Below are 13,040 nucleotides of genomic sequence, written 5' to 3'. Positions count from 1 at the left end.
AGAGAAAATATAACTCCAAGAAGCTAATCAACTACTAATTAGCAATCGTCCGTCATTGGGGACGCATTAAATTCATTATAAACTATTTTTTATTTATTCTCTAAAAATATTTTATAAATTCCAAAAGTAAAGTTATTGCATTTAATAATAAGTTATGAATAAATAAGGAAATAAAAACTTTCTAATTTATTGTCTATTTTCATCACCATTCAAAACGTATTTAGTTGCTCTTCCAACCCCTTTTTTAATAATAACTTTTTCTTGCTCTAGTTTGTTTAAAGCTTTTTCAATTGATGATCTACTTAAACTTGGTACAACTTCCATCATTCGCTTTTTGTCAAAGGAACCTATTTGATTAAACGCTGCTTCTTTTACAAGTTTATAACTTGATTTATTTTTTATATTTCTATAATCTATGTTGTATTCAAATTCTCTGTACGCTCCCAAAATCATCTTAAGGGAAAATTTTATAAAAGGCATGTAATCATTTTTGTTTTCATGTCAACCAGCGCTGCTTAACCTTAAAGATTCATAATAAAGAGTTTTATTACTTTCAATTTGTTTATCAACACTTATATATTGAGAAATCATAAAATTATTTTTATATAAAAGGAGACTATTTAAAAGTCTAGATATTCTTCCATTTCCATCATTAAAAGGGTGAATACATAAGAAATCTAAAATAAATATAGGTATTAAAATTAACGGGTGTATCTCATAAGAATTTAGTTCTTTAATGAACTCTGTGCAAAGTTCTTCCATTGCCTCTTTTACTTCATATGGTTGCAAGGGGGTAAATCTTACTTTCCTTTCACCATCTTTAATTTCTTCAATATGATTTGGAATAGATTTGTATCTACCTCCAAAATTTTTTTTCGTGAACTTATATAAATCTCTATGTAATTGAAGGATAATATTGGAAGTTAGGCCAATGTCTTTGAAAGAATTATTTATATTTTTCAGGACATAACTATATCCAGCAATTTCTTTATCATCCTTTGTTTTAATATTCTCATTTGAGTTAAGTATTTTAACCAATCTTGATCTTGTTGTTATTATTCCTTCAATTTTATTTGAACTTTGAATACTATTAACCAACGATTGTGTTTTCAAATAGGAATAATCATCATCAGGTTTTATAACAAGTTCTTCTAAGCGAGTGTTGTATTCCATTATTTGAGAAACAAGTAAAACAAGTTCATTGTCACACTTTATTTCTCTAATTTTTTTATAGTCAAAAACCCTCATGAATACCCCTTTATTCTGATTTATAACATAATTATATAGTGTTTTTATGTGATAATAATAATATTATGTGATAAATTGATTGATAAAAACCATATATTGATATGGGATTTATCTATGACTTGTTTATATTATTTTTGATTAAGAAGATATCTTGCAACATAAACGCCAGAAGCTGAAGCATGGCTTAATGAGTGAGTAACGCCAGATGTATCGCCTATGCAAAATAAACCTTCAATTGATGTTTCTAAGTTATTATTAACATCAACCTCCATGTTGTAGAACTTTACTTCAACTCCATATAATAATGTATCAGCATTAGCTGTGCCTGGAGCAATCTTATCTAATGTGTAAATCATTTCAATAATGTCATCAAGAAGTCTTTTTGGTAAAACAAGAGATAGATCGCCTGGCGTAGCGTTTAATGTGGGTTCTAGAAATCCCTGGTCAATTCTAGACTTTGTACTTCTATGTCCTTTAGTCAAGTCTCCAAATCTTTGAACTATAACCCCGCCTCCTAACATGTTACTTAATTTTGCTATTGATTCGCCGTACTCATTTGAATTTTTAAATGGTTCAGTAAATGCTTGTGAAACTAATAAAGCAAAATTTGTATTAGCTGATTGTAGTTCTTCGCCATCATAACTATGACCATTTGCGGTTAATAAACCATCTGTATTTTCAACAACAACAAAACCTTTAGGGTTCATACAAAAAGTTCTTACTTTGTCTCCATATTTCTTAGTTTGATAAACTAATTTTGATTCATAGAGCTCATCTGTTAAGTGTCTGAAAACTTCATAAGGAACTTCAACTCTAACGCCAATATCCACTCTATTGCTTTTTGTTTTTAAGTTTAGTTTATCACTAATTTTTTCCATTCATTTGCTACCGCTTCTGCCTGTGCTTATAATTACTTTTTTAGATTTATAGATTTTATTTTTTTCATCCGTAACATAAAAAATACCATCAACTTTTTTTATTGATTCAATAGCATTATTGAAATGAATATCAACTTTATTTTTTAAAAATTTATATAAGTTTCCAAGAACAACTTGGTTTATATCTGTACCTAAATGCCTTACCTTAGCACTTAATAAGTGCAAGTCATTATTTAAGCAAACTGTTTTTAAGCTTGAGTTAGTGTTAACATAAAGTTTAGCTTTAGAACCTCCATATTCACAATTAACTTTATCAACATATTCCATTAATTCGGTTGCTGTATCTTTGCCTATGTGCTCAAATAGTGTCCCTCCAAATTCGTTTGTTATATTATATTTTCCATCGCTAAAAGCACCTGCCCCACCAAAACCATACATAATTGAATGGCCACCTTTACATCTAGTTTCTAGATCTGGCCCTTTTTCAAATAAACCTATTTTTAATTTATTATTTTTTTTAGTTAATTCATAAGCTGAATAAATTCCTCCAGGCCCAGCTCCTATAATTAAAACATCGTACATACCTATTCTCCTTTAAACATTAATTTCTTCATCTTCACTAATAATATATTTTTTATTTTTTAATATAATCCTATTCACTTCATTTAAAAAATCATCAACTTGTTGAATTGAAAAACCTATGTAATTTTCGGGATTTGAAATATCCTTTAAATCCTCCTCAATAATTTTTAATCTTCCATCTTGAATTATTGAATGGATTAAATTATTTTCTTTGCCTTCCATTTTAATTTTTTTAATTTCTACCATTGAAAGTTCTCGGATTATTTCATGGACTTTCTGTCTATCCATTCCTTTTTCAACAGCTCTCATAATAATATTTTCAGTTGCTATAAAAGGTAATTCTTTTTCTAGATTCTTACTAATAATTTTTGGATAAATAGTGCCATCTTTAATTATTTTATTTAGTAAAACTAAGATAGAATCAACAGCTAAAAAGCATTGTGGATAAGATAATCTTTTATTAGCTGAATCATCTAAGGTTCTTTCAAATCATTGACTTGAACTTACTAGGTGCCCATTGAGTTCGTTTGAAATAACAAATTTAGATAAGGCGCTAACTCGTTCGCATTTTATTGGATTTTTTTTATAGGCCATTGCGCTTGAGCCTATTTGTTTTTGGCCAAAAGGTTCTTCAAATTCATTAAGGTGTTGAAGCAATCTAAGGTCATTAGTTATTTTTGCCGAACTAGCAGCTATATTAGCTAGTGTTTGCAAAATAAATGTGTCTTGTTTTCTATCATATGTTTGACCTGAAACAAGTTGTCTTTTTTTGAATCCTGCTTTTTTAGATACTAATTCATCCAATTGTCTAACTTTTTTATATGATCCTTTAAACAATTCTTTAAAGCTAGCTTGCGTGCCTGTTGTACCTTTTACCCCTCTAAATTTTAAGTTGATTATTTTGTTTTCAATATCCTCTAGGTCAAACATAAATGATTGCAATCATAGGGTTGCTCTTTTGCCAACTGTTGTTAATTGTGCTGGTTGGAAATGTGTATATCCTAGGCAAGGAATATCTTTATATTTATTAGAAAATATAGCTAACTCATTGATAACATTGAGTAGTCTTTGTTTAATTAGCAACAAACCTTCTTTAATTTGAATTAAGTCAGTATTATCTCCTACATAAGCACTAGTAGCGCCTAAATGAATTATAGGTTTTGCTAATTGAGCGTCCATACCAAACGCATTTATATGAGCCATTACATCATGTTTAAATTCTTTTTCAAGTTTTCTTGCTGTATCAAAATCGATTTTTGATAAGTGTTTTTTTAAATCGTCTATTTGATCTTGAGTTATAAAAGACAAGCCTAATTCCTTTTGACTTTCTGCTAAATATAGTCACATCTTCCTTCAACTTTTAAACTTGAATTCTGGTGAAAAAATGTACTTCATTTTTTTGCTTGCGTATCTTGTACAAAGAGGGTTTTCATAAATATTCATTATATTTCACCTCTAAATATATTTTGATTTCTATCAGGTCCAACACTTATCATTTTTATTTTTGTGTTTAATTCTTTTTCGATATATTCAATATATGTTTTGCAATTCTTAGGTAAGTCTTCATATTTTTTAATATGTGAAATATCTTCTTTTCATCCTTCAAATTCCTTGTAAATAACTTCAACTTTAGAATCATTTTTAAATGAGCTTGGAAAAATACTATGTATTTTATTATTGATTTTGTATCCAACAGCAACTTTAATTTTGTCAATTCCGGTTAAAACATCTATTTTTGTTAGCGCTATATCAGTTAAGCCGTTTATTAAACATGCATATTTAGCCATAACTAAATCTAGTCAACCACATTTTCTAGGTCTTTTAGTTGTTGCGCCAAATTCATGTCCTTTAGTTCTAATTAGTTCTCCTATTTCATTTTTTAATTCTGTAGGGAATGGTCCGCTTCCAACTCTCGTTAAATACGCTTTCATGACTCCTATTATTCTATTTATTTTTTTTGGAGAAATTCCGGCACCTACACAAACTCCACCTGCTGTAGGTGAACTAGATGTTACAAACGGATATGTTCCATAGTCAATGTCGAGCATTAGTGCTTGAGCCCCTTCGAATAAAATGGTTTTACCTTTTTCTATTGACTCATTTAGTTCAATTACGCAATCACAAAGTTTATTTTTTAATTTATTAGCAATTTCTAAGTATTCTGAATAAATTTCATTAAAAGATAATTCCTTTAATTTATTAACTTTTAATATTTTGTTTTTATTTTCAATATTTCATTTTAATTTTTCTCTTAAAACTATCGGATCAATTAAATCAGCGAAGCGAATTCCGTTTCTAGAAATTTTATCTTCATAGCAAGGACCAATGCCTCTAAGAGTTGTTCCAATTTTATTTTTTCCTAACTCTAATTCCTTTAATCTATCAAATTCAATGTGGTAAGGCATAATAATATGAGCTTTTGCATCGATTAAAAGATTATTAGTCTCAATTCCTTGACTTTTTAACTCATCAATTTCTTCTAATAAGACTTTTGGGTCTACAACAACACCGGATCCAATTATGCATTTTCCTTTTGAAGTTATAATGCCACTTGGTAATAAATGCAAAATAAATTTTTTATCTCCAGCGACAACTGTATGACCCGCGTTATTTCCCCCTTGAAATCTAACAACATAGTCAGATTTAGGAGCTAGCACATCAATTATTTTTCCTTTTCCCTCGTCTCCAAATTGCGTTCCAACCACAACATATGTATTATATTTTTTCATTATTTATCCTCCACAACTTTTCCTAAGTACGGTAGTGTTCTATGTTTTTGAGCATAATCTAAACCATATCCAACTACAAAGATGTCTGGAATTTCAATTCCAACATAATCAACTTGAATATCACATTTTCTTCGTGAAGTTTTGTCCAATAATGTAGCAATTTTTAATTTATTTGGCATTCTTGATTTTAATATTTGATAGATTTTAAATAAAGTAAGACCGGTATCTATAATATCTTCAACTATGATTACATTTTTGTCTTTAATGTCAACATCTAGGTCTTTTAGTATTTTAATTTCTCCAGATGTTTCGGTTTTATCTCCATAAGAGGAAACTGACATAAAATCTATTTCACAGTCGTTTTTAAGTTTTCTAGCCAAATCCGCTAGAAAAATAGTACTGCCCTTCAATAAGCCAACTAGCAAAATAGGCTTATCTTCAAATTCATTAGATATAGTTTTTGCAATCTTGACAATTGCATTATTAATAGTGTTTTCATCTATAAATTTTTCAATATGGTATTTCAATATGCACCCTCAACTTTTCTTAATAATTTGTAAAAGTTGAAAAGTTCATCCTTTTACTTTGAAAGTATATATTAACCAAAAAACACATTTAAGATTTTTAGATTATTTTCATATTTGTGAAAAAAATATGGAAACTAGTTTTTATTGATAGAAACAAAATAAATTATCTTTTAAAAATAAAACACTTTTTTGTTTAATATATTGTTGTGAACAAAAAAATATTTTTCCTTTTTTCTAGCGTTTTAGCAATACCATTTACTACTACATCTTGTGGTTTTTTGCACAACTCTATTCAAGCTCCTAATTTAGATAAATATAAAATAAATAAAACAATTATTGCAGAAGGATCTTCATCTGTTTTACCAATATTAAAAGATGTTGAAAATATCTCAAAAGGAAAATTGCAGTATACAAGTACCGGAAGCGGTTCTGGCATTAAGTCTATAAATAAAGAAAAAGGCAAGAGTAATAACAATATAGCAATTACATCCAGCACTAAAACACCCGTTTGATTAAATAAAGATTTAAGAACAATTACATGAGCAATTGATGCTATTGCAATTATCGTTCATTTACCACACAATTTAAAAACAAAGGATCAGAAAGCACCGTTAATGGATATGCAATCTTTAATTAAGCTTTATAAAGGGCAGGTTGTAACGTGGTCAGAATTAATTTTTAATCTTGATAAAAAATCAAATAGTAAAGTTATTGCTTTAGGAAGATTAGGAGGAAAGAAAAATTCTGGCACGGCACATGGATTTATGCATACACTTTTAAAATACGACAAAAGTATTTTGTCAGAATCTGAAAAACAAGATATTGAAAATCATATTGTTCTTCCTGAAGAAAATAAAATAAGTAAAGAACCTAATTCAAGTGCTTTTCAAGTTGTTGAAGATAAGGAAGGTTCTTTAACATATGTTTCACTTGATTTTGCATTGAAAAATAAAAATAGTTTAGTAAAAATAGCAAACATTAGAGTAGATTCTTCTACAATTTGAATTCCAACAATTGAAAATGTTATAAATGGTAATTATTCTTGAACTCGTCCTTTTAATGCAATTTTCGATACCAAAGATGAAGAAGCAAAATTATTCATTGAATACATACTATCTGCAGATTTTCAAAAATATATTGAGAAGAAAGGGTTTATTCCGCTTAACACAGAACAGTTATTATTACAAAATAATCTTAATAAATCCGACGAAGAATTGTTTAATGCTATTAAAAACGATTCTTTAAAATTAAATAAATATGTTTCTAAGCACAATTGCGTTTATGGTTTAAATTTATAAAATAAGATAAGGAGGTATAGTTATGATATTAAGTCTTGCTTTAATTTTAGGTCTAGGTTTTTTAGTTGGTTTCCTTTTTAAAAAAATGTATCTTCCACCATTGATTGGAATGATAATTGTTGGCGTTGTAATTGGGCCACATGAACTTAGTTTAATAGATTCTTCCGTTTTAGATATTTCCTCAGAGTTAAGATCTATAGCATTAATTATTATTCTAACTAGGGCAGGTTTAAAACTAAAAACCACAGATTTAAAACAAATTGGTAGATCAGCCATTTTAATGTCGTTTCTACCCGCCACATTTGAAATAATAGCAATAACATTATTGGCTCCGGTGTTATTTCCTAACTTAAACTATACAAGCGCTGCATTAATGGGCACAGTTTTAGCTGCCGTGTCTCCAGCAGTTATAGTACCAACAATGCTTAAAATAATTAGAGAAAGATATGGCGAAAATAAAAAAGTTCCGCATTTAGTTTTGGCTGGAGCTTCAGTTGATGACATATATACAATTATTATTTTTTATACATTATTAAGTTTTTTAACAAATAATTCAATTGATGCTTGAACAATAATAAAGGCACCTTTGTCAATATTTATAGGTGTATTCTTAGGCATTTTAGTGGGTTGGATTTTTGGGTTGTTTTTTAATAAATTTAATATTTTAACCATTTTTAAAGTTATATTAATGATAGTTTTTTCTTTTACGGTGTTCGGCATAGAAAAAGAATGAGGTTATTGAGTTCCAATTTCATCATTACTATCTATCATTAGCATGAGTATTGCTTTGCAAAAAACATCTAAAAAAGGTGTTGTTGATATCGAAAAATCATATTCAAATATGTGAGTAATAGGTGAAATTATTTTATTTACTCTTGTTGGAGCTACTGTAAATTTATCTTCTCTAGAATCTAACTGGTGAATGTTAATTATTTTAATTACTATTGCATTATTAGCAAGAGGAATAGGGGTTTTATTATCTCTTATTAAAACAGGTTTAAATATCAAAGAAAAAATATTTTGCCTTATATCCTATATTCCAAAAGCAACAGTCCAAGCTGCTATAGGTTCAATAGCATTATCGGCAGGTTTGTCATCGGGACAATTGGTTTTATCTGCTGCCGTTATTTCTATATTATTTACAGCACCGCTAGGAGCATTACTAATTGAATTTTTATATAAAAAATTACTAGCAAAAGACAATATAATCGAAGAATTTAATAATAATCAATCGCCACCAAGTGAGATAAAAAATTTCAATATGCAAACAACAGTAAAAAAAGAACTGTAATTTTGTTTTCTAGAAGATTTTTTTGTTATTATTTTTCCATGAAAGCCATTCACATTAATTTAAATATTAATAATTTAACTTAAATAGATTTTCTATTTAAGTTTTTTAGAAAGGTCTTATGGTAAATCAGAAAAAAATAGATTCCAAAATTAAAAAAGACAAGCTTGTTAAATTTTTGATTCACCTTATAGCATCTTTTTCTATTGTTATGTTAGTATTAATGTTTGGATTTATTTTATACAATTCATGACCAGCAATAAAAGGTAAAAAATTTATTAAAATATTTTTTTCTAGTGATATAAAAAACTTTGGAATTCTATCTGCTTTGTTTGTTACGTTGGTAACAAGTTTTGGTGCTATTTTAATAGCGCTTCCTATTTCAAAAAGATTAGCGATATTAATTAGATATAGAACGGTTAAATTTAGTAAATTTTTTAGAATAATTATAGATATTTTAGCTGGTGTCCCTTCGGTTATTTATGGTATTTTTGCCATAAATTCACTAGGCAAATTATCTTCTTTCATAACACACACAACAAGTAAACTTACAATATTTAATGCAACACTAATGCTATCGATAATGATAATACCCACCATGGTTTCACTAATAACTAATCAACTTTATTTAGTTAAACCAACGTTATTAGAGTCTTCTATTGCGTTAGGCAATACCAAAACGAAAGCTATATATTCAATAGCTTTAAAATCTATTAAGCCAGGAATTTTTGTTGCCATGATTGTATCTTTAGGAAGAGCTATTGGAGAAACGATGGCAACATCAATGGTTTTGTCCACTTCTGTACCTAAAGATGTTTTAAAAGAGGGATTAGGCTTTTTTAATCAAAGTTATAACACTTTAGCATCTGCTATTGCTGGGTTTATGTTTACTGATAGCAATGATCCAATAATTGTTCATAATGCCTTCGCGATGGGTTTAAGTTTATTTATCATAATTATGCTTTTGGTTTTGGTTATGACTTACATTTCTTCAAAAAAGAAGTTTTCAAAACCAGCGCCATTTAAAACTAAAAAATGTTTCCTAATTGTTAAGGATATATTTATATTGCCTATTTATGTTATTTATTATTTACTTTTTTATATAAATTATGTTTTTAAAAAAATGTTTTCCGCAGTAAAAACAATTTGTATAAGTTGCTTTTTAGCAAAAGGCAAACGTCAAGAACGTTTTAAAAGAAATTTATTTTTAAAAAAAATAAATACGCTATGAATGATTTTTTGAGAGATAATTTGTGCTATTTCATTAATTTCAATAATATTATGAATTATGTTTGACATATTTATTATAGGATCGCAAGGTTTTTATTTATATGATTTTAATCCAAAAAAACCAGGCTTAATGAACGCTTTATTATGAACAATTTTGTTAGTAGTTGTAACAATTGTGATTGCATTTCCTTTAGCACTATTCACAGCAATATATTTATCTGAATATGCTAAAAATTCTTTTTTTGGGAAAGTCGTTAAATTTTTCTTAGATTCATTAGGTGGTACGCCATCAATACTATTTGGAATTTTCGGAATGATTTTATTTCTTGATTTAATAGGTTTAAGAGCAACAGGAAAAACAAGTTTGCTAGCAGGTGCTTTAACAATGGTTTTGGTGATCTTGCCAGCTTATACAAGAAGTATTGAACAAATAATTTCTAATATTCCTAATGAACTGCGAGAAGCATCATTAGCTCTTGGCGCTTCTAAATGAGAAACTCTTAGAAAAATAATTTTGCCCAAAACAATTGCGGGTATCGTATCAGGTACAATTATATCTATAAGCAGGATAATTTCGGAAACTGCGCCAATTTTTCTAACTCTCGGTATGAGTTTTAATCCTAATTTTGGACTATTAAATCAAGGACAAACCTTAACAACATGAATTTTAAATAATCAAATATATGGAACAGAACCAATTAAATTTAGAATAATTCAATCATATAAATATGCTTTAATAACAATTGTTATAATAAGTATATTAATTTTAATTTCATATAGTATTGAGCCTATATTTAGATTTATAAAACGTAGAAAGAGTATTAAAAAATATAAAAGGATTAAATATGATTAAAAATATCTTCGAGGTAAAAAACTTAAACTTTTATTACAATAATAAAAAAGTTCATGCATTAAAAAATATTTCAATTAATATTCCGGAAAATAAAATTACTGCTTTAATTGGACCGTCAGGGTGTGGCAAAAGTACTTTTTTAAGAAATCTAAATTTAATGAATTTGCTAATACCAAATACTGCAATTGATGGTGAAATTATTTATAAAGGCATTAATATTGCAAAAAGAACCAAATCCAATAAATTTATGAATTTCTTTAAAGAAAAAATTCTAAAAAAGAAAAACCTAAATGAAGGAAATTCGATGTCTGATATAGAAATAAGAAGTAGAATTGGAATGGTTTTTCAAAAACCCACTACATTTCCAATGTCAATTTTCGATAATATTGCATATGGTCCTAGAAATAGTGGAATTAGAAATGAAGAAGATTTAAAAAATATTGTTAGAGATTCTCTTGAACAATCCGCTTTATGAGACGAGGTTAAAGATAGATTATATGATGATGCTTCAGGATTATCAGGAGGTCAACAACAGCGCTTATGTATAGCAAGAGCAATAGCAATGAAGCCTGATGTACTATTAATGGATGAACCGACTAGTGCACTAGATCCAATAGCAACATCTAAGATTGAAGAACTAATATCAAAACTTGGTAAAACTTACACAATAATAATCGTGACACACTCAATGCAACAAGCTGCGCGTATTTCTGATTTGACAGCGTTCTTTTATATGGGAGAATTAATAGAATTTGATACAACAAAAAAAATATTCACTAATCCTAAGTTGTCACTAACTTCGGACTATATAAATGGGAAGATGGGGTAATTATGTCAAACACAATTTTAACTACTGATATCTTAAATATTAAGAAGCGTTTAATTAAATTATCTGAACAAGTTGTTAGCCAACATAAATTAGCAATAGAGGCTCTTTTAAATAAAGATGATACATTAGCAAATAAAATTATTGATTTAGATAGAGATATAGATAATGAGCATTGAGAAATTAAAAAAGAAATCAATTTCATCCTGACTAAAGAACCTTTAGCTAAGTATTTAAGACGTGCTATTTCTTATTTTATTATAACTAAAGAGCTTGAAAGATTGGGCGATTATGCAAAGCATATTGCTAAATTTACTACTAGGTTCTGTGAACCTAGTGAGTCTTCGATTAGAAGAATTAATGAAATGTATAATTTTATTTTAACAATGATGAAGTCGCTAGTAAATCTATTAGATAAAGAAGATATACAAATAATTGAAAAATTGTCTAAAGATGATGACTTAGTTGATTCTAAAACAATTGAATTAAATAAAGAATTAGTTGTTTCTTTTGCGAAACACAATCATAATGAAAAGGAAATAGGAGAAAGAGTATATCTTTTAAATTTAGTAAATAGTTTAGAACGTGCTGGAGATCACATTATAAACATTTGCGAAGAAGTCTATTATATAATAACAGGCAACTATACAAAACTATAGTTCAATGTATTTAAAAACACTAATTAATCTATAAAACAATCTAATTAGTGTTTTTTAGAAATATTGCAATATCCTATTTTCTTGGGTCAAAACCTTCAAATATAAAATTATTACAATCCTTATTATGTTCCTTCATTTCTTCATAATTTGTAATTATTCAAGATAAAACAGGAAGGTGTTTTTTTATTTTTTTAATATATTTTTGTTTCAAAAAAGTTTTTTCATAGTTAATAAAATCGGGCTTTGTTTTTTTATTCATTATCATTCTCTTTAAATAATATTTTTTAAAAATATTCATTTTTTCACCCAAAAAGCCCCCAGAAAGTTGACCTCTTATTACATAGGGTGCATTATTTTTGAATCAGAGCAGTGTATATGGATTAAATGATTGTATTGCAAATTGACCTTTGTAATTTTTTAAAATTTTTCATGATTCTTCTTCTAAAATTCGAGATTTAAATTGTCTAGTTTTATATTCAATTAATAAAGGCACTTTACCATTAACTAAATTGAGCACATCTGATAATAACGGAATTTTTTCTTTTGAATTTTTTAATGATAAAGATTTTATTTCTTCATAGTCGCATTCCTCAATTATTTTGTCTATTCCAGTCATTCTTTTTAAAGAATCATCATGGAAAACAACGATTTTATTATCTTTTAGAATATGAATATCTAATTCAATTGCAAAGCCATTTTTAATTGAATTCTCAAATGCTTTAATCGAATTTTCTGGACATATATCATTGTGATAACCTCTGTGTGAAATATATTGAGTTATTAGTCAATGCTTATCATTTATTTTATTCATTTAATCTCCTTGTTCTATTAATATCTAAATTATAAATTAGTTTTTAATATACAAAGTTGGCTCAATAATAATTCTTTAAAAATTTAATTTTCAAGTTTAAATTATTAATTA

At 27.6% G+C, this 13,040-nt stretch carries 11 protein-coding genes; 5 read left to right on the top strand and 6 right to left on the bottom strand.

Annotation, left to right across the window (positions count from 1 at the left end):
• Positions 1-186 precede the first annotated feature (186 nt).
• The 5 genes from JXZ90_RS02195 to hpt form a co-directional block, all read right to left on the bottom strand.
• Complete coding sequence (locus JXZ90_RS02195) at positions 187-1,248, bottom strand: Fic family protein (RefSeq protein ID WP_205848147.1); 1,062 nt, start codon at positions 1,246-1,248, stop codon at positions 187-189.
• Between the two features lie 128 nt (positions 1,249-1,376).
• On the bottom strand, positions 1,377-2,708 hold the full coding sequence (locus tag JXZ90_RS02190) for an NAD(P)/FAD-dependent oxidoreductase (RefSeq protein WP_205848146.1): 1,332 nt from the start codon (positions 2,706-2,708) through the stop codon (positions 1,377-1,379).
• A gap of 12 nt (positions 2,709-2,720) precedes the next feature.
• Entirely contained in the window at positions 2,721-4,151 is a 1,431-nt protein-coding gene (gene purB, locus JXZ90_RS02185) for an adenylosuccinate lyase (RefSeq protein ID WP_205848145.1), read from the bottom strand.
• Entirely contained in the window at positions 4,151-5,437 is a 1,287-nt protein-coding gene (locus tag JXZ90_RS02180) for an adenylosuccinate synthase (protein ID WP_205848144.1), read from the bottom strand. Before JXZ90_RS02180 ends, purB begins: the two co-directional genes overlap by 1 nt.
• Positions 5,437-5,964 (bottom strand): hypoxanthine phosphoribosyltransferase, encoded by a 528-nt coding sequence (gene hpt / locus JXZ90_RS02175; protein ID WP_205848143.1) that lies wholly within the window; start codon positions 5,962-5,964, stop codon positions 5,437-5,439. The genes JXZ90_RS02180 and hpt overlap by 1 nt, the downstream gene beginning before the upstream one ends.
• Positions 5,965-6,170: 206 nt before the next feature.
• On the opposite strand from hpt, the gene JXZ90_RS02170 reads away from it, so the two are divergent.
• From JXZ90_RS02170 to phoU, 5 genes are all read left to right on the top strand, one after another.
• Positions 6,171-7,262, top strand: a complete 1,092-nt coding sequence (locus JXZ90_RS02170; protein ID WP_205848142.1) for a PstS family phosphate ABC transporter substrate-binding protein — start codon at positions 6,171-6,173, stop codon at positions 7,260-7,262.
• Between the two features lie 22 nt (positions 7,263-7,284).
• Positions 7,285-8,553, top strand: a complete 1,269-nt coding sequence (locus JXZ90_RS02165) for a sodium:proton antiporter (protein WP_205848141.1) — start codon at positions 7,285-7,287, stop codon at positions 8,551-8,553.
• A gap of 118 nt (positions 8,554-8,671) precedes the next feature.
• Positions 8,672-10,633: a phosphate ABC transporter permease PstA gene (pstA, locus tag JXZ90_RS02160; RefSeq protein ID WP_205848140.1), complete on the top strand. Its 1,962-nt coding sequence runs from the start codon at positions 8,672-8,674 to the stop codon at positions 10,631-10,633.
• A complete protein-coding gene (locus JXZ90_RS02155; RefSeq protein ID WP_205848139.1) occupies positions 10,626-11,462 on the top strand; it encodes a phosphate ABC transporter ATP-binding protein in 837 nt (278 codons plus the stop codon). The genes pstA and JXZ90_RS02155 overlap by 8 nt, the downstream gene beginning before the upstream one ends.
• Before the next feature lie 2 nt (positions 11,463-11,464).
• On the top strand, positions 11,465-12,118 hold the full coding sequence (phoU, locus tag JXZ90_RS02150; protein WP_205848138.1) for a phosphate signaling complex protein PhoU: 654 nt from the start codon (positions 11,465-11,467) through the stop codon (positions 12,116-12,118).
• Between the two features lie 73 nt (positions 12,119-12,191).
• Here phoU and JXZ90_RS02145 read toward each other — a convergent pair whose 3' ends face one another.
• Entirely contained in the window at positions 12,192-12,929 is a 738-nt protein-coding gene (locus JXZ90_RS02145) for a glycerophosphodiester phosphodiesterase family protein (RefSeq protein ID WP_205848137.1), read from the bottom strand.
• Positions 12,930-13,040 lie beyond the last annotated feature (111 nt).

This window comes from Mycoplasma sp. Mirounga ES2805-ORL (assembly GCF_017084445.1).
Lineage (GTDB): Bacteria > Bacillota_I > Bacilli_A > Mycoplasmatales > Metamycoplasmataceae > Mycoplasmopsis.
Note: the sequence above shows the minus strand (reverse complement) of the source record. Positions and strands in the feature narration are given on the sequence as shown.